Source organism: Bradyrhizobium manausense (assembly GCF_001440035.1).
Classification (GTDB): Bacteria; Pseudomonadota; Alphaproteobacteria; order Rhizobiales; family Xanthobacteraceae; genus Bradyrhizobium; species Bradyrhizobium manausense.
The window spans coordinates 192948-212062 of record NZ_LJYG01000094.1 but is presented as its reverse complement, the minus strand read 5'-3'; the positions used below and the strand labels follow the sequence as shown (position 1 = coordinate 212062).

General features: G+C 62.8%; 9 protein-coding genes. All 9 read left to right on the top strand.

From position 1 onward, the window contains the following. Nucleotides 1-24: 24 nt before the first annotated feature. The 9 genes from AOQ71_RS22670 to AOQ71_RS22625 all read left to right on the top strand — a co-directional run bounded on the left by AOQ71_RS22670 (nucleotide 25) and on the right by AOQ71_RS22625 (nucleotide 18905). Complete coding sequence (locus tag AOQ71_RS22670) at nucleotides 25-933, top strand: SMP-30/gluconolactonase/LRE family protein (RefSeq protein WP_057751243.1); 909 nt, start codon at nucleotides 25-27, stop codon at nucleotides 931-933. Then, on the top strand, nucleotides 933-3050 hold the full coding sequence (locus AOQ71_RS22665; protein ID WP_057751240.1) for an acetate--CoA ligase family protein: 2118 nt from the start codon (nucleotides 933-935) through the stop codon (nucleotides 3048-3050). The genes AOQ71_RS22670 and AOQ71_RS22665 overlap by 1 nt, the downstream gene beginning before the upstream one ends. 37 nt (nucleotides 3051-3087) lie before the next feature. Next, nucleotides 3088-3627, top strand: a complete 540-nt coding sequence (locus AOQ71_RS22660) for a nuclear transport factor 2 family protein (protein WP_157083627.1) — start codon at nucleotides 3088-3090, stop codon at nucleotides 3625-3627. Between the two features lie 25 nt (nucleotides 3628-3652). Then, nucleotides 3653-5233 carry a glucose 1-dehydrogenase gene (locus AOQ71_RS22655; RefSeq protein ID WP_057751233.1) on the top strand — a complete coding sequence of 527 codons (1581 nt, stop codon included), beginning with the start codon at nucleotides 3653-3655 and terminating at the stop codon, nucleotides 5231-5233. 154 nt (nucleotides 5234-5387) lie between these two features. Next, complete coding sequence (locus AOQ71_RS22650) at nucleotides 5388-7022, top strand: flavin-containing monooxygenase (RefSeq protein WP_057751425.1); 1635 nt, start codon at nucleotides 5388-5390, stop codon at nucleotides 7020-7022. 1469 nt (nucleotides 7023-8491) lie between these two features. After that, entirely contained in the window at nucleotides 8492-8950 is a 459-nt protein-coding gene (locus AOQ71_RS22640) for a hypothetical protein (RefSeq protein ID WP_063958288.1), read from the top strand. A gap of 1107 nt (nucleotides 8951-10057) precedes the next feature. Further along, nucleotides 10058-15730 carry a beta strand repeat-containing protein gene (locus AOQ71_RS22635; protein WP_057751222.1) on the top strand — a complete coding sequence of 1891 codons (5673 nt, stop codon included), beginning with the start codon at nucleotides 10058-10060 and terminating at the stop codon, nucleotides 15728-15730. Between the two features lie 84 nt (nucleotides 15731-15814). Then, a complete protein-coding gene (locus AOQ71_RS22630; protein ID WP_083514414.1) occupies nucleotides 15815-17527 on the top strand; it encodes a type I secretion system permease/ATPase in 1713 nt (570 codons plus the stop codon). A 10-nt stretch (nucleotides 17528-17537) separates the two neighbouring features. Continuing rightward, nucleotides 17538-18905: an HlyD family type I secretion periplasmic adaptor subunit gene (locus AOQ71_RS22625; RefSeq protein WP_057751219.1), complete on the top strand. Its 1368-nt coding sequence runs from the start codon at nucleotides 17538-17540 to the stop codon at nucleotides 18903-18905. The last annotated feature ends 210 nt before the right edge of the window (nucleotides 18906-19115 follow it).

Below are 19115 nucleotides of genomic sequence, written 5' to 3'. Positions count from 1 at the left end.
AGAGAGTATAAGCGGGACTGCTTGATGGCGCTGCAAGTGAGCCGGATATCGGCGACAGCTGCCCAGTTGGGTGAAAGCCCGCTCTGGGATGCCGAGCGGCAACGGCTGTATTGGGTCGATGGCGTCGCGCGTCGCGTGCATGCCTATGAGCCAGCGAGGGATGACACGCGGCATTGGGATGTCCCGTCCATGATCGGCTCTGTCGCGCTTGTCCAAGGCGATGCGCTGGTCGTCGCGCTCGTGGACGGCATTTACCAGCTCGATCTCGGCTCCGGCTCACTGACATCGCTGTTCTTGCCCGAGCCTCGCGATATCCGCGTGCGCTTCAATGACGGCAAGGTGGATCGTTGGGGACGGTTTCTCTGCGGCACCATGGGCGTATATGCGGAGCCGTTGGGGCAGCTCTTTCGCATGGACGCTGCCGGTGCGCATACGGTGCTTGCCGATGGCATTCGCATTTCGAATGCGCTTTGCTTCAGCCCCGACGGCCGCACGATGTATTTTGCCGACAGTCTCGACCGCGCAATCCGCGCCTATCGCTATGGGCCCGGTGATAAGCCCGATCGAGAACCCCGGATAGTCATCGACACCGCGCCATATCATTCCGGGCCGGACGGCGCGACCGTCGATTGCGACGGCTGCCTTTGGGTCGCGCTGGTGCAGGTGGGCAAAATCGCGCGGTTTACTCCGGAAGGTACGCTTGATCGTCTGATCGACGCGCCGACCGACTTGCCCTCATCGGTCGCTTTCGGCGGTCCGGATCTATCGACGCTCTATGTCACCTCGATCAAGGATTCAGGATCCGGACGCGCGGTTTCGCGGCACCCGGACGGCGGCTTTCTGTTCGCGATCGAGGGTCTCGGCGTTACCGGTCTGCCGGAAGCGCAATTCCGGGTTCAGCCGAACTCTTTCCCAACCAGGACCACGTCTTGATGCGTCAGCCCCCAGCCTCGCTCGATCCGCTTTTCAAGCCGCGGTCCGTTGCCCTGATCGGTGCCTCGGACGATGTCGCGCGCATCGGTGGACGCCCGTTGAGGTACTTGCGCGAGGGCGGCTTCAAGGGCGCCGTCTACCCGGTCAACCCGAAGCGGGATACCGTCCAGGGCATCGGGTCCTACAGCTCCGTCGCGGCGCTGCCGGAGGTGCCTGATGTCGCCATCCTCGCGGTGCCGGCGCAAGGCACGGTCCAGGCGCTGAGGGACTGCGCGGATCGCGGCGTCAACGCAGCCGTGGTGTTTTCAGCGGGTTTTGCCGAGGCAAGCGAGCAGGGGCGTCTTGCGCAGGATGAGATCGCCGGCATCGCTCGCCAGAGCGGCATGCGTGTTCTCGGCCCGAACTGCCTCGGATTGTTCAACGCCGGCATCGGCTATTACGGGACATTCTCGGCGATCCTCGATGCCGCGTTCGTCGAGCCCGGTCCGGTCGCGGTCGTGTCGCAGAGCGGGGCCTACGGCTCGCATATCGCCCACTTGGCGCGCCAGCGCGGCCTTGGCATCGGGCAGTGGATCACGACGGGAAATGAGTGCGACATCGATGTCGCCGAAGCGCTGCGCTGGGTCATTGATCAGGCGGATGTCAAGGTCGTAATGGCCTATGCGGAAGGCATTCGCGATCGCGACACATTCGTCGAGGCGCTGGAGGTCGCGCGCGCACGGGAAAAGGCCATCGTCTTCCTGAAGGTCGGCCGCTCCGACGTCGGCGCGCAGGCTGTGAGTTCGCACACCGCGGCGCTGGCGGGATCGGACGCCGTGTTCGACGCGGTGCTGCGGCAGTATGGCGCCTATCGGGCGCGGACCACCGCCGAGCACCTCGACGTGGCCTATGCCTGCGCGCGCGGGCTTTATCCCGCGGGCAACAGGTTCGGCATCTTCACGCTGTCCGGCGGCTTCGGCATTCAGATGGCCGATGACGCTTCGGCGTGCGGGCTCGACGCCGCACCGATGCCTGAGGCGGCGCAGGAGGAATTGAAGGCGATGCTTCCTTACGCATCGCCCCGCAATCCCGTGGATGCGACGGCGCAGGCGCTTACCGACCTGCCGCTGATGACGAGCTATATCGCCGCGATGCTCGAGAAGGGCGGCTATCACCTCTTCGCCGGCATTTTCGGCAGCGGACCGGCCAGCCCCACCTTCTCGGCCAAGCTGCGCCAGACGCTGCGGACCGCAACAGCCGGACATGAAGGCCGGGTCCTGGCGCTGTCCATGTCGGCGCCGGCGGAGATCGTTCGCGCCTACGAGAACGACGGTTTCCTGGTCTTCGAGGATGGCTCGGCGCTGGTGAACGCGCTGGCGGCACTGGTCTGGTTTCGCCGCAGCTTCGATGCGGCGAAAGCGACGCGCCCGGCCGCGCCGGCCGCGATGCGCATCGCGCCACCGCACGGCGCGCTCAGCGAGCACGAGGCGAAATCGCTGTTGCGCGCGGCGGCCGGCATTGCGTTTCCGAAGGAAGCGCTGGTGCGGCCCGACGAGGACGCCGGCGCCGCCGCGGCAGCGATCGGCTTTCCGGTGGTGGTCAAGATCTGCTCCCCTGACATCGCGCACAAGACCGAGATCGGCGGCGTCATCGTCGGAGTGCGGAATGAGGCGGAGGCCCGCGATGCCGCGCGAACCATTCTGGCCCGCGCGCGCGACCAGCGGCCGGACGCGCGGATTGACGGCGTCATCGCCTCACCAATGATCAAGGGCGGGGTGGAGACCATTGCCGGTGTGGTGCGCGATCCGACCTTTGGTCCTGTGGTCATGTTCGGGCTCGGCGGCGTTTTCGTCGAGGTGCTCAAGGATGTGACGTTCCGCGCAGCGCCATTCGACGTTGCCGAGGCGCAGCGAATGATCCACGAGATCCGTGGGTTTGCGCTGCTGGAGGGCGTTCGCGGTGCGCCTCCCACCGATATCGATGCACTGGCGGAGATGCTGTCGCGGCTGTCGCAATTCGCTGCCGACAATGCCGAACTGATCGAGAGCATCGATCTCAACCCGGTTCTGGCGATGCCGCGCGGCGAGGGCGTCATGCCGCTCGATGCGCTGCTGGTCCCGTGCAGATCCGGGTCTTGAGCATGGCGATTCTGGTTGGGGGAAGAGATATATGACGATCGATGCAGCGAAGCTCACCGAACTCCTGGACCGCGAGGCGATCCGCGATTGCATCTATCGCTATTGCCGCGGAGTCGACAGGGCCGATGAGGCCACGCTGCGCGGCACCTATTGGCCCGACGCCACCGATCAGCATGGCATCTATTCCGGGCCGGTGGAGGGCTTCTTCCTTTGGGCCCGCGAGATCTTCAAGAGCGGCGCGCGCAACGTCCATCAGGTCGGCAACCTTCTGATCGAATTCGTCGGCCCGACGCGAGCCGTGGTTGAGACCTACTTCCTCGCCATGCAGCGCGCTCACGGCAAGGACGGCGTCGTACGGCAGTACGTGATGGCCGGGCGCTACTGCGACCTGTTCGAGAAGCGCGGCGGGGAATGGCGGGTCGCGCGGCGCATCGTGACGTTTGACTGGGTGGAAGAGCAGGCCGTGCCGACCGAGGGCGAGGAGGTGCGTTTTGGCCCGCGGACGCCGATCGGAACGCGGCACCCCGAGGATCCCATCTATGAAGTTCTGGCCGATGCGCGCGCTCTGCGCATGTAGGTAAACGCATCGAAGGAAGTGGGCGATGCAAAAGCCAAGGCGCGTTGTCATCATCACCGGAGCGGCCGGTGGCGTCGGCCGGGCGCTGCTCGAGGCCTTCCATCGGGACCGTGATGTCATTGCGGCCGTCGATCTGCCTGGCACCGACGTCGGCGATATCACGGTTGCGCTCGGCGGCGAGCATGCGGCGTTCTATTGCGACGTGGCTTCTGAAGACGAGGTTGTGGAGCTCGTCGCCGCGATCGAGCGGCGGTTTGGACGGATTGACGTTCTCGTCAACAACGCCGCGCTCGGGCCGACCATGGCGGCGACGACAGACACGGACGTCGCCTCGTTTCGCAAGGCGTTGAGCGTCAACCTGCGCGGCCCCTTCGTGCTGGCGCGCGAGGCGGCGAGGCGCATGATGGGGCAGGGCGGCGTGATCGTGAACATCGCGTCGCTGGCCGGCGTTCTCGGCAATCCCAAGCGCAACGCCTATGCGGCGTCCAAGGCGGGGTTGATTTCGGCGACGCGGTCGCTCGCTTGCGAATGGGCAAAACATGGCATTCGCGTCGTGGCGGTGGCGCCCGGCTATGTCCGCACGCCCATGGTTGCGGAGTTGGAGCGCTCCGGCAAGGCGAACCTCGAACTGGTCCGGCGGCGCGTTCCACTGGGGCGCATGGGACGCCCGGACGAGATCGCCGCAGCGGCGCGCTTCCTCGCTTCGCCGGACGCAGGGTATGTCACGGGCGCAGTCCTTGCCGTCGACGGCGGCTGGCAATCCTTCAATCAGCCCGGCGACGCGCATCCTCCGGTCATGGGGGCGCCGGACGCCGAACTGAAAAAGCCCGAGCCGGCGCTGAAGGAGCGTATCGTGGTCGTGACCGGCGGCGCCAACGGCATCGGGGCGGCGATCGTCCAACGATTTGCGTCCGCCGGCGATACCGTGGTCGTCGCCGACAAGGATGGCGATCGCGCTGCCGAGCTCGTGCGCGCGCTCGGCACGAAACACATGGCCTTCGTCTTGGACGTCTCCTCCGAACAGGAGGTGCTGGCGGTGTTTGCCGCGATCCGGCAGCGCTTCGGTCGCGTCGACGTGCTGGTCAACGATGCCGCGGTGGCCGACGGTTTCGTGCCGGCGCTCGCGCAGTCCGCAGCGGAGCTCGACAAGGTCTTGGAGGTCAATCTCGTGGGCGCCTTTCTCTGCGCGCGAGAGGCAATCAAGCTGATGGGGAGCGGCGGCGTTATTCTCAATCTCGGATCGATCAACACATTCCTGCCTTTCGCGCCGCGCCACGCCTACGGCGCGTCGAAGGCCGCCGTCGACATTCTGACGCGGTGCATGGCGGCTGAGCTCGGCCCTGCCGGCGTGCGCACCGCCACCATTGCGCCAGGCTATGTCCGCACGCCGGGCGTGGCTGCGCTTCAGGAATCGGGGCGCATCGACAGCGCGCGGATCCGCCGCCGCGTTCCGCTCGGCCGCTTCGGCGAGCCGGCGGAGATCGCAAACGCGGCATATTTCCTGGCCTCGCCGGAAGCGTCCTACGTCAACGGCTCGATCCTCTATGTCGACGGCGGCTGGACCTCGTTCGGCGATGCCGGCGATGCGAGCACCGCGAGCGGTTGAAGACGGCGGGGCAGGCTCGGGTCTTTCATGGATGTGAAACTCACCCTGCGTGGCCTCAAAGCCGTGGTGGCGCCGCAGAACTCATGAGATGGTTTTCAACGTCAGCGCGATCGCCGCGTCAATCGAACCAATAGGCAAGCGAGGAAATGCCGAGATGAGCAGCAGTGAGGTGGGCGCACGACGCCTGGACGTCGTCGTCGTGGGCGCCGGCTTCGGCGGCTTGTACGCCGTGTACAAATTCCGGGAGATGGGCCTCAAGCTCGCGGCATTCGAGGCGGGCGGCGATGTCGGCGGTGTGTGGTACTGGAATCGCTACCCCGGGGCGCGCGTAGACCTTCCGAGTATCGACTACAGCTATTCGTTCTGTCCCGAGATCGAACAGGAGTGGACCTGGTCGGAGGAGTTCGCGTCACAACCGGAGCTTCTCGCCTACTTCAACTTCGTGGCTGACCGGCTCGACCTGCGAAAGCACTATCAGTTCAACACCCGCGTCATCAGCGCTATCTGGGACGAGACGCGCAAGCTGTGGAAGGTGACGACCGATCGCGGTGAGACCGTCGAGGCGACTTACTGCGTGATGGCGACGGGCCCGTTGTCGATCCCCATGGATCCCCAGATTCCGGGCCTTGCGCGCTACAAGGGCGAGTTGCTGCGCGCCGGCAAGTGGCCGCACCATCCGGTCAGCTTCGCCGGCAAGCGCGTCGGGGTGATCGGCACGGGGTCGACCGGCATCCAGATCGTCCAGGAGGTCGGCCGGAAGGCCGGCGAGCTCTTCGTCTTCCAGCGCACGCCAAGCTTCACCATGCCCATGCGCAATCAGACGCTGGAGCCGGACTACGTAGCCGAGGTCAAGCGCAACTACGCCGGGATCCGCGAGGCCGCCCGTAACAGCCCGAATGGCGGCGTGCGTCCGTGGACCACGCGCGCTTTCTTCAGCGTGACGCCGGTACGGCGTCGCGAACTCCTGGAAGACGCCTGGAAGGCCGGCGGCCTTGCGATGCTCGGGACCTTCACCGATCTCCTGAGCAACGAGGAGGCCAATGAGCAGGTCGCCGAGTTCGTGCGCGGCAAGGTCAGCGAGGTCGTCAAGGACCCCGTTACCGCGGAAAAGCTCAAGCCCCGCGGCTATCCCATCTTCGCGCGGCGGCCGTGTCTCGACACCGAATATTACGAGACGTTCAATCTGCCCAATGTCCATCTGATGGACTGCGTCACCGAACCGATCCTCGAAGTCACCGAGAAGGGTGTGCGGACGGAGGCCGGAGAAACCGAGCTCGACATGCTGATCCTCGCGACCGGCTATGATGGGCTCACCGGTGCGCTGACGGCCTTCGACGTTGTCGGCCGTCATGGTGGCAAGGTGAACGATAAATGGAAGTATGGGGCGAAGTCGTATCTCGGCCTGATGATGGAAGGTTTCCCGAACCTGTTCATGACCACCGGGCCGAACGGGCCGGCGGCGCTCGCCAACATCGTCAGGATCAGCGAGAACGACGTCGACTGGATCGCGAACCTGATCACGCACATGGCCGATCGGGGCCTTGCGACCGTCGAGCCGACCAAGGCGGCGGAAGACGGCTGGATGGAGCTCGTCGCGCGGCTCGCGCAGCGCTCGCTGCTCAACAAGGCGAAGACCTGGTATCTCGGCGCCAACGTCAAGGACAAGCCGCTCGGGCTTACGCTTTTCACGGGTGGATTTCCGAAGTACAGGGACTATTGTGCCGCCGCCGCGCAAGCGGGTTATCGCGATTTCGTGTTCGAGCGCGGACGAACGCCAGTGGCGGCCTGAGGTCGCTATCGTGCACAGTTCGGATGAACCAGCGATACGGGCGGCAACCACATCTCCGTTCAGCAGGTGGGCTTCTGGGCGCCGAGGAAGGGGCGCGCACCATCATTCCGGTACAAGGAGTTCGTGGTGGACGGCAGCCGGCAAGTGATCTGCGCTGCAAAGCTCGACTGCATTGACGAGCAGACGGCGAGGCGCCGCGCCGAACGTGGGCAATCTGTTCATCGAACCGCGCGCGTGAGTGGGTCTCCGGACCCCACAGGTCTCTAAACGGCTCTTGCTCTGTCGCTCGCTTTGCTCCGCCGTCGTCTGCCGATTGTTTTTGCTTCTACATGCCTGAGCTTACTTCGAAGCTTCTCCAACGCTCGAAGCTCCTCCAGCAGCACCTGGTGCCGTTCGCTCAGAACAGCACTCGAAAAAACCCGACGCGTACTCGACATCGCATACCTCAGAAAACGACTTGAAGTAAGAAGTCGACGAAAAGCGAGAGACAAAGAACGTTCGACCCAAGCTCAATGAGCTAAAGCCGCAGCCGCCAGATGCTCCCAGTACTCTGCCTCTGCAAGCAGTTTCCAGCTTCTCTCAGGTTGCAGTCCGGCAGTCTGTCGGCAAAGCAACGCCATTGCGCGAAAGCGGCGGGCAGCTTCCATTCCAACCTCCCATGTTTCTTTTCCCCAAGATATTTTTCAATTTCACGATGGAGTCATCATCATTCTATACAATAATCAAATATATCATTTAATGGCAGTCGATCTGGTCGACTTCGCGAGTCAGTCGGAAATTGGTTTCGGTTTTAGCTTCACATGGATTGCGAATGCTGGCTTACCGGGGCTCTGTCGCGCATTAAAGCGAACGAGAACGTGCGCGGGACAGCAACAGGATATGCGAAGCTTCGTGCGCGAACATCGCAATGTCGGAAAGGCCAATGGGGTCTCTTCTCGTCGCACTCGGGGCACGTGTGCCGGATAGCAAGCCATAGTCCGTCACTGGATCGCGTCAGCGCTCTGGCGACGCGCCGCGGTCCTGGAGCGCGCTACGCCGCCAAGGGCTCGGTGCAACGGAACTAGGATCTGGCCAACGCGGCCGCCCACCACTTCGCTGCGGGCCAGATGATCCCCGAGAGCTTCGTGGCGACGATCAATGACGGCCAAAGCTCGACGGCCAGGGCTCGACAGATCGCCGGACGTAGTTGGCACGATCGCAGGCACAAACGATGCGGCCACGGTCCCTTCCGAGGCGAGGTTCGTCACCAAAGGCATACCGCGGCGGCGCTCAATACCAGCGGCCAGCTCAGCATCACCGGCCCGGATAACGGAAGCCCGTGTCGTGGCGCAGGGCAATGCGCACGGCGGCTACGGCGACCTCTGATGCGCCATGGAAGCTGCCGCAGCTTCCGCTCCGGCTCGTCCGCTCGGCTTGGTGGCTCTCTTTCCGGAAAGTGCTAGGCTGGTGGCCGCAACCGGGGAGCGGTGATGGCCGATCGCGCGAAGGATGCAGGCCTTATGGGGCTGATCAGCGGTATTCTGGGCGCCACGCGCACGGAGGAGCCGCCCGCTGAGGCTGCGCCGCCGGCGCCGACGAGCGCGCCCGCAACTCCTGCCCCGCCGCCGGAGATGGAGGCAGCGCTTCAACGGAAGTCCATGGTCCCGGCAGCGCCGCGAACCAAGCCTCTCATATCTCTCGGCGGTCTCGACGAAAAACGAGCGCGATTGCCCGCCGTGGCGGTCGGTGACCTCGTGCTTGGTGAGCTGCGCAAAGTGGATGGCTTTCCGAGATCCGGCGTCTCGATCACTATCTACGGATACCGGAATTGGAACGCCATGATCAGGTTCGCGCCGTTCTCGACCACACTCCAGAACGCGGCACGGCTGCGCGAGGCCTTACCCGATATTGTCCACAGGCTTCGGCAGTACGTCGAGCTGGAGACCTAGGTTCTGCCCGCCATAGTCCACGATCGTGGCGCGTTCTTTCGATTGTGCGACGTGGGGTGAGCGACTCGCTGCAGTCGCTCCGCGCGCAACGTACGCCCCCTGCATCGGCGGGCCGACATTCAGGTTTCGGCGTCTATGATAGCGCTGGCGCTCAAGCGACAAAATTATTTTGAAGATTAAATTAGAAATAGCCTCGCCCGGAGCCGGATCGGGCTTTAGCGGACGCGTTTCTCCGGCCTGCCGACATGGTCCGTGGCGCTCGCGCATCAACAAACCCCGTAAAAGCACGGCCCCAATGAGAAATTTTCGAGTCTTCTTTCCGCGAGACGTCTCTTCACTGGACGTCGGCGTGTCTTTTTAGTGGATTTAGTGGCGTTAATTCTTAAATCAGTTGACATTTAAAATTAAATGGACGGAGATGGAAATCTAAGGCAGATTTAATTCGCTCCAGGCCGCGGGATATGACCGCTCCTCATCGCTGCGTCAGTCCTCAGAGCCGAAGAGGCGAAAGTATTTGATGACAAGAACCATGAGTGCGTGTCCCGACCGCGGGCCGGACACGGGCGGCAGGGGGGCCGAGGATCCTTTTCGCATAGCTTAGCAGACAGGCGATAGTTGCTTGTGGGCGGAGGTGACGTGGTTCGTCCGTCCGAGCGCTCGTGCTTTGCGTGAATTGATCCTGCAGAACCTCCTTGCTCTGCACTCGCAGACGAGGGACGTAAATGAGTTGCGTGCATTTTATGTGGCAGTCCGAGCCAACATTCGACTGGTCTCAAGTCGAAGCGCGTTCCGAGGCCATCTCGTATTCTCCTTTGTCCAATTGCGATCCTTCGCTCGAGCGAGTCGTAGCGAACGACTTGCGAGCCTTCGTGCACGGCCCGACGCTCAACACCGCCGCTTGGTTCTGTCGAGCCGCGACGACCGCGCCAAGACATCGCGCCGGGCGAGATAGCGCCAGTTCCGAGTGCCACTGATTGAGTTCGCTGCCATGATCGCGAGCACTCCTCAACGACACGGCATTTTCTTCCGGAATAGGAACGACGTGGTGGCCGACCATCACTGCGCCATTTGCGATTTATTCGGATCATTAGCTCGAGGATTTTAGTTATGGCAACGCAGGCGACGGGCGGTGGCAGCACAGTTTCGTTCGGGAATACTCCGCAAGCCAATAACGACATCTTCTCCTTTACAGAAGACGCCGCCAACATCCTCGTTCTAAACGTGATGGCTAATGATTTAGGAGGCGCAGCCAAAACGCTGTTTTCCCTGGATGATGGAACGAGTGCCTCGGCGTCGACCAAGTCCTATGCACCTGCGGATCTGCTGGTCAAAGACGTAACCTACAGCAATGACGCAGCTGGTGCGGCCGGAACGAGCGATCATAGTGCGCTGGGAGCGAGGATTTGGATCGAGTCGGATGGCACGGTTCACTACGACAAGGGCGATATCAATGCCAAGCTTCAGGCGCTGGGCGTCGGAGAAGCTTTAACCGATACCTTCACCTACGCCATTCAGCTCGGCAATGGCACGCTCAGCTGGGCGACCGTCACGCTCCAGTTCACCGGACTGAATGATGCTCCCACGATCGTCTTGGGTTCGACAACGGCCAACGGCGCATTCAGCGAGGCTGCGAACACCACGGGGTCATCGACTTCGGATCAAGCGACCGGAACGATTGTGTTTTCGGACATCGATGCTCACGATACCCACGCCGTTTCGAAGGCTGGGCCGAGTTTCGCGTGGGCGTCAGGGGCGCTCACCTCAGCACAGACCGCCGCCTTAACCGCTGCGAGCAACCTCAATCTCGTCACGACGGACAGCACCAATTCAGCGACGGCGATGGGATCGGTTAAGTGGACGTATAGCGCTGCGGACAAGGCATTCGATTTCCTTGCCGCGGGCGAAACACTTACGGTCACCTACACAGTGACCATCGATGATGGCCACGGTGGCGTCGTTTCACAGCCCGTCACCGTCACTGTCACCGGCACCAATGACATGCCCACCATCGTGGCGGGCTCGACCACGGCGAGCGGTTCGATCACCGAGGCGGCCAACGCCACTGGCTCGAGCACGGCCGATATCGCCTCGGGTTCGATTGCGTTTGCTGATGTCGACCTCTCCGATACGCACACGACCAGCGTCACCGGTGTCACTACGAGCGGCACCACGTCTGGGCTGCCGGCACCCAGCACGCTGCTGAGCTGGTTCAGCCTGGGGGCGGAGACCGATTCCAGCAATGGTGCGACCGGCACGCAAGCCTGGAATTTCTCGGCCAAAGACAAGAGCTTCGATTACTTGGCTGCGGGCCAGACCGTTACGCTCACCTACAGGGTCCAGGTGGCCGACAATCATGGCGGCACTACCAGCCAGAACGTGGTGGTGACGGTGACCGGGACCAACGATGCGCCGACGATCGTGGCGGGCTCCACCACCGCGACCGGTGCATTTAGTGAGGCGAGCAACACCACCGGCTCGACCGGCACGGACAGCACCAGCGGCAGCATTGGGTTTGCCGATGTTGACCTCAGTGACGCGCATACGGTGAGCCAGGCGGCTCCGACCTTTAGCTGGTCGGGCGGACCGCTGAGCGGCGGTCAGATCAGTGCGCTGACCAGTGCCAGCACGCTGGCGCTGACCAAGACTGACTCGACCAGCTCGGGTTCGGGCAGCGTGGCCTGGACCTACAGTGCCCAGGATAAGACGTTCGACTTCCTGGCGGCCGCCCAGACGCTCGCGGTGACCTACACCGTGCAGGTCGATGACGGCCATGGCGGCGTCGTTTCGCAGCCCGTCACCATCACCGTCACCGGCACCAATGACACGCCGGTCATCACCTCCAGTGCCCAGGGCGCCGCGCTCACCGAGCTCGCCAACACCACCGGCTCGAACAGTGCCGATCAGGCCAGCGGCGCGGTCACCTTCACCGATGCCGATCTGTCCGACACGCACACCGTCACCATCACGGGGGTGGTCGCCAGCGGCGTCACCTCCGGCCTGGCCGACAACGCCACCGTCAAGAGCTGGCTCTCGCTCGGCACGCTGAGCGATGCCACCGGCGGCAAGACCGGCTCGGACGCCTGGAGCTTCGCGGCCGCCGACAAGAGCTTCGACTATCTCGCCGCCGGCGAGAGCGTCACGCTGACCTACACCGTGCAGGTCGATGACGGCCATGGCGGCGTCGTTTCGCAGCCCGTCACCATCACCGTCACCGGCACCAATGACACGCCGGTCATCGTCGCCGGCTCGACCACGGCGACCGGCGCCTTCAATGAGGCTGCCGGGCAGACCGGCTCGACCGCCACGGACAGTGCAAACGGCACGATTGCCATTGCCGATGTCGACCTGTCGGATGCGCACATGATCAGCCAGGGCACGCCGAGCTTTGTCTGGTCCGGCGGCAAACTGACGGCTGGGCAGCAGAGCGCGCTGACGAGCGCCAGCACGCTAACGCTGACCAAGACCGACTTGACCGGAACGGGTTCCGGCTCGGTGGCGTGGACTTACTCGGCGCAGGACAAGACGTTCGACTTCCTAGCCGCGGGTCAGACCCTGACGGTGACCTATGCGGTCACGGTTGACGACGGCCACGGCGGCACCACCAGCCAGAACGTGGTGGTGACGGTGACCGGGACTAACGATCAGCCGACGATCGTGGCGGGTTCGACCATCGCGACCGGTGCATTTAGCGAGGCGAGCAACACCACCGGCTCGACCAGCACGGACAGCGCCAGCGGCAGCATTGGGTTTGCCGATGTTGACCTTAGTGACGCGCATACGGTGAGCCAGGCGGCTCCGACCTTTAGCTGGTCGGGCGGCACGCTCTCTGCGGGCCAGATCAGTGCGCTGACCAGTGCCAGCACGCTGGCGCTGACCAAGACCGACTCGACCGGAACGGGTTCTGGCTCGGTGGCGTGGACTTACTCGGCGCAGGACAAGACGTTCGACTTCCTGGCCGCGGGTCAGACCCTGACGGTGACCTATGCGGTCGCGGTTGAGGACGGCCACGGCGGTACCACCAGCCAGAACGTGGTGGTGACGGTGACCGGGACCAACGATGCGCCGGTGGTGACCGACACCGGTGGCTCGACGACCTGGACGGAGGCCTCCGGCACCGGCGCGAACACGCCTGTGTTGATCGACAGCGGCGTGACCGTGAGCGACGTCGACAATACGACGCTGGCGTCAGCGAAGGTGCAGATCACCGGCGGTTTCCACTCGGCGGAAGACGTGCTGGCGTTCACCAACAACGGCAGCACGATGGGCAACATCGCCGGCAGCTACAACGCCGGCACCGGGGTGCTGACGCTGACCTCGTCAGGAGCGACGGCGACGCTGGCGCAGTGGCAAGCGGCGCTGGATGCGGTAACCTACAACGACACCTCGCACAACCCGAACACGGGTTCGCGCACGATCAGCTTCACCGTGAACGACGGCACGCTGGACAGCGTGGCGAGCACCAAGACGGTCATCATCACGGCAACCGACACGGCGCCGGTGGTGACCGGCACCGGTGGCTCGACGACCTGGACGGAGGCCTCCGGCACCGGCGCGAACACGCCTGTGGTGATCGACAGCGGCGTGACCGTGAGCGACGTCGACAATACGACGCTGGCGTCGGCGAAGGTGCAGATCACCGGCGGTTTCCACTCGGCGGAAGACGTGCTGGCGTTCACCAACAACGGCAGCACGATGGGCAACATCGCCGGCAGCTACAACGCCGGCACCGGGGTGCTGACGCTGACCTCGTCAGGAGCGACGGCGACGCTGGCGCAGTGGCAAGCGGCGCTGGATGCGGTAACCTACAACGACACCTCGCACAACCCGAACACGGGTTCGCGCACGATCAGCTTCACCGTGAACGACGGCACGCTGGACAGCGTGGCGAGCACCAAGACGGTCATCATCACGGCTGTGGATACGGCTCCCGTAGTAACGGATAGCTCTGGGCAGACTTCGTTCATAAAACAAGGAGGGAACTCCACCGGTCCCGTGAAGATCGATACTGGCTTGACAGTTACAGACGCGGACAACGCAACGCTGGCGTCGGCGAAGGTGCAGATCACGGGCGGTTTCCAGTCGGCGGAAGACGTGCTGGCGTTCACCAACAACGGCAGCACGATGGGCAACATCGCCGGCAGCTACAACGCCAGCACCGGGGTGCTGACGCTGACTTCGTCGGGAGCGACGGCGACGCTGGCGCAGTGGCAGGCGGCGCTGGAGGCGGTGACCTACAACGACACGAACAGTGGGAATAACATCAATACGGGCACGCGCACGATCAGCTTTACCGTTAATGACGGCACTCTAGATAGTGCAGTAAGTACAAAGCAGGTCACTGTGGCCAAAAACCCCGCGGGTGTCGCGGGAGCTCCAATAAATTTGGCTCTCTCAGATCCTACCGGCAGTAACACCCAGGTTACTCTGCAAATCAGCAACACCCCATCCGACTGGACCGTAAGTGGGGCTTTTAAGAGTTCGGACGGCTCATGGAGCATGACGACCAGCGATATCGGGGAGCTAACCATTTCGACGCCGTCAACATACAGCGGCGCACACGTAGTGACCGTAACGGAGACTTGGATCAATGCAGATGGTAAAGCCGGAACGGCGGTCATTTCTGACAATATCGAAGCTTTCGCTCCAGGCTCTCCGATCTTCGCGTGGTCTGGCGACGACACCCTGACCGGCTCGAGTGGTCACGACACGTTCGTATTCTCACGACCGATCGGGAATGATGTGTTGCACAGCTTCGAAGTGTCATCGGATACGATCGACCTCATCAGCTACGGCTGGCACAGCTTCAGCGACGTTCAGGCCCACACCGCTGACGACGCCAACGGCAATGCGGTGATCACATTGGCTGCTGGCCAGACGATTACGCTGGATGGCGTACATGCAGCGGACCTCACGGCGACCAATTTCGAGTTCGACATGGCCCCGACGACCGAAAATCCGGGCATGATGACCGTCGGCGATGGCGCGATGCTGCCGCTGTCTGGCATCATCGACAATACCGGCACGATCGAATTGCAGGGTTCCGGCGATGAGACTCTGCTGCAACTGATCCAGACCGGCATTGTTCTGAAGGGCGGCGGTCAGGTAATCCTGTCCGATGATGACCATAACGTCATCGCTGGCACGGCTCCCAACGTCACGCTCGACAACGTCGACAACGTGATCTCCGGCGCCGGCCAGATCGGGCAGGGCAGTCTGACGCTGAGCAACCAGGGCACGATTGATGCCACGGGCGTCCATGCCCTGGTGATCGACACCGGCGTCAACGCAATGGTCAACATCGGGACGCTGGAGGCGACCGGCCCGGGCGGGCTTGTCCTCGACAGTGCGGTCGCCAACAGCGGACTGATCTGGGCCAATGGCGGCACCGTCACCGCAATGGGCGAGGTCACCGGCAACGGCAATGCCCTGATCAGTGGGGCTGGCACCATCGAGTTCGAGGCGGGAGCAGCGGCAAAGATCAACTTCGACGCGACTGCCGCCGGCCACCTGATCCTCGATGACGCCTTCCACTTCTCGGGCACGGTGAGCGGTCTCGATGGCAACGACGACATCGACATCAAGGGCATCAGCTTTGGCGCTGGCACCACGGTGAGCTTCACGGAAACTCAGGCGGGGACGGGCGGCACTCTGACGGTCTCGGACGGTGCTCACACCGCAAACATCGTCCTCCTAGGGCAATATGATCCGACGGGCTTTACCGAGAAGGCGGACACAACGAACGGAACGGTGATCAGCTATGACCCGCACCACATCGCCTGAGCGGTATGACTCGAGGCCAGTAGGAGTCGGTTGCTGCAATGCTTTGGGTCTTCTCAATGAAGTCGATTGCGTGAGGAATCAGCCTTGACGAAACCGTCCAAACGACATGATGAGTTGCGGCGACTGCTGACGCCTTCGCATGGCTATTTCGTCACCGCCGCCATCTTCAGCCTGGCGATCAATCTACTTTATCTGGCGGGACCGCTGTACATGCTGCAAGTCTACGACCGCGTGATCTCGAGTGCGAGCGAGGTCACGCTTCTCATGCTCACGATCGCGCTGCTGCTGGCATTCGCTGCACTCGCCAGTCTCGACATGGTGCGCGCACGGGTGCTCACGCGCGCGAGCATCCGCCTCGACCGGAATATCGCGCCTCGCGTCATGAGTGCCGTGATCGATCGTTCGGCGGCTTCCGGCGGAGCGCGCAGCCAGCTGCTGCGCGATTTCGATACTTTCCGCCAGTTCATAACCGGCACGGGGGTCCACGCCATCCTCGATTTGCCGTGGACGCCGGTGTATCTCGCGGTGATCTTCGCGTTGCATCCACTCTTGGGCGCATTTGCGCTGGGCAGCGCGATCATTTTGATCCTGATGGCTCTCTTCAATGAGTGGTTCGTCAAGCCTCCACTGTTGGAGTCCAATGAAGCGGCAAGCAGGAACTACAACTTTTCCGAGATGAGCTTGCGCAACACCGAAGTGGTGCGGGCAATGGGGATGACGGCAGGCCTGCTGAAACGGTGGGGCAGGGACCGCAAGCGGATGCTCGAGCGCCAGGTCGCCGCAAGCGACCGCGCTGCGACGATCCAGAGCATGATCCGTTTCTTGCGCCTTTCGATGCAGTCCTTGATCCTTGGCCTTGGCGCCTATCTTGTGATCGAGCGCCTGTCGACGGCCGGCGCGATGTTCGCCGCCAGCATCCTGCTTGGCCGCGCCTTGCAGCCGGTCGAGCAGATTGTGGGATCATGGCGCGGTCTTGTCTCGGCGCGCGGCGCGTTCTTCCGGCTCCGCGAACTGCTGGCAGCCGCCCAAACGCAGGATCCTCGCCTCACGCTTCCGCGCCCCGAGGGCCGCCTTTCTGTCGAAGCACTTTCGTGTGTACCGCCCGGCTTCTCGAAGCCGATTCTGCGGAATGTCTCGTTTCAGATCGAGCCAGGCGAGGTGCTGGGAATCATCGGGCCGTCCGGTGCTGGCAAATCAACACTGGCGCGCCACATCGTGGGTGTGCAGGTGCCATCGGCAGGCGCCGTTCGCATTGACGGGGCGGATGTATCCAGCTGGATCAGAACCTCGCTCGGCCAGCATCTTGGCTATCTACCGCAGGACGTCGAATTGTTTGCCGATCGCGTCGCGGCCAACATCGGCAGGTTCAGCGACGGAGAGGACAGGGAGATTATCCTGGCGGCGCGCATGGCCGGGGTGCACGAGATGATCCTGCGACTGCCCGAGGGCTACGACACGCAAATCGGGGAGGGGGGCGCGACCCTTTCAGGGGGATACCGTCAGCGCATTGGGCTGGCTCGGGCAGTCTATGGCAATCCCAGCCTGGTGGTGCTGGACGAGCCAAGTTCAAATCTGGATTCCGATGGCGACGCCGCTCTCGCCAACTGCATCATGCAGCTCAAGAAACGCGGAACAACGGTCGTGATCATTTCCCATCGGCCGTCCACTATCGGCATTGTCGACAAGATACTGATGCTCCGCGAAGGCGTCGTCGAAATGTTCGGACCTCGTGCCGAAGTTCTGGCGCGCCTGACGCGCCCGGTACCGATTCACGCAGTGCGGGAAGTGACCACCTAGGAGACTACAGATGGCGCTGTCGGATTTTGCGCTTAAAACGGAACGACCCGCTCCGGCTCCGAGCTGGGTGAGACGTGAGAATGACAATGCGCCGCTCGATTCCATCCGCTATGTGGCGTTCGCCGGATGGCTGATCATCGCGAGCTTTTTCGGCGGCATCGGCACCTGGGCGCTAACCGCGCCGCTGAACGGCGCTGTGGTCGCCAACGCAGTCGTGAAGGTCGATGGCAACCGCAAGAGCGTCCAGCACCTGGATGGCGGCATCGTCAAGGAACTGCATGTCAGAGAAGGCGAGCGGGTGCTTGCCGGCGATCTCCTGATCGTTCTCGACGAAACCCAGGCGCGCGCCGAATATGAGGTGCTCAGCCAGCAGTACGCCGTGCTTCGTGCGACGGAAGTCCGGCTCCTGACGGAGCTGGATCATAGGTCCGATCTCAACATGCCGTTGGACCTGAAGGCGCGCTCGGACGATCCGTATTTCAGGAGTGTCTGGAACGGTCAAATTAGCCAGTTCGAAAGCCGACGGGCATCACTGGAAGGGCAAAGAAGCGTCATTCGCGAGAAGATCAACCAGCTTCGGTCGCAGATCCTCGGTGCGGAGGCGCAGGTCAAGTCGTTTACTGATCAGATCAACTCCGTCCGCAGCGAGTCGAAGGATATTGCGCCCTTGGTGGAGCGGGGCCTGATCGCGCGCCCGCGCATCCTCCAATTGGAGCGGACTGCGTACGGTCTAGATGGACAGATTGCCGATACCAATGCCAACATTGCCAAAGCAAGGCAGGCGATCGCCGAGCAGGAGCAGCAGATCGCCCAACTCGATAATGATCGAATGACGGATATCACCAAGGACTTGCGAGACACGCAGGCCAAATTGCTCGAAGTCATTCCTAAAGCGCTGAGCGCAAAGTCGGTACTCGGTCGCATGGAAATCCGGGCGCCCTATACCGGCCACGTCGTGGGCTTGAACGTGTTTTCGGTGGGCGGCGTCATACAGCGCGGCGATAAGATCCTCGACATCGTTCCGGACGAGGACTCGCTGACCATCGAGGCGCAGGTCGCCGTCGAAGACATCAGCGACGTGCACCCGGATATGCGCGCCGAAGTCCATCTTACGGCCTACAAGCAGCGCATCGTGCCAATCATTCATGGCGACGTTATCCAGGTCTCCGCTGACCGCCTTACGGATCCGAAAACGAATGCGCCGTACTACACGGCCTTCGTCCGGATTGATCAGCGCGAATTGGCGGGCATGCCAAACATCCGACTGTACCCTGGCATGCCCGCGACCGTCATGATTCCGACGGTCCAACGAACCGCCTTTGAATACATCGTTGGACCACTCGCAATGTCGTTCAACCAGTCGTTTCGGCAGAAGTAGCCCATCAAGCAACCTCTCAACGCTATGCTGGCTGCGTTGAATGCATCCGGCCGATTTTGAATATCTGGTATCTCGCGGGGCTTGACCGAATCTCGCTCGAATTGCGATCAGCGCGATTGGAATCTTCGGAAGGGATCACCTCACCAGTGGTGGGCAGATGTGTTGCACTTTGCTCTCCATGCACGCCGGACGGGTCGCAGCATCCGCCCG

Excerpts from the sequence above, each read along its gene's own strand:
- AOQ71_RS22665 (WP_057751240.1), top strand. The coding sequence starts at position 933 with ATGCGTCAGCCCCCAGCCTCGCTCGATCCGCTTTTCAAGCCGCGGTCC.
- AOQ71_RS22650 (WP_057751425.1), top strand. The coding sequence starts at position 5,388 with ATGAGCAGCAGTGAGGTGGGCGCACGACGCCTGGACGTCGTCGTCGTG.
- AOQ71_RS22670 (WP_057751243.1), top strand. The coding sequence starts at position 25 with ATGGCGCTGCAAGTGAGCCGGATATCGGCGACAGCTGCCCAGTTGGGT.
- AOQ71_RS22640 (WP_063958288.1), top strand. The coding sequence starts at position 8,492 with ATGGCCGATCGCGCGAAGGATGCAGGCCTTATGGGGCTGATCAGCGGT.
- AOQ71_RS22625 (WP_057751219.1), top strand. The coding sequence starts at position 17,538 with ATGGCGCTGTCGGATTTTGCGCTTAAAACGGAACGACCCGCTCCGGCT.
- AOQ71_RS22655 (WP_057751233.1), top strand. The coding sequence starts at position 3,653 with ATGCAAAAGCCAAGGCGCGTTGTCATCATCACCGGAGCGGCCGGTGGC.
- AOQ71_RS22635 (WP_057751222.1), top strand. The coding sequence starts at position 10,058 with ATGGCAACGCAGGCGACGGGCGGTGGCAGCACAGTTTCGTTCGGGAAT.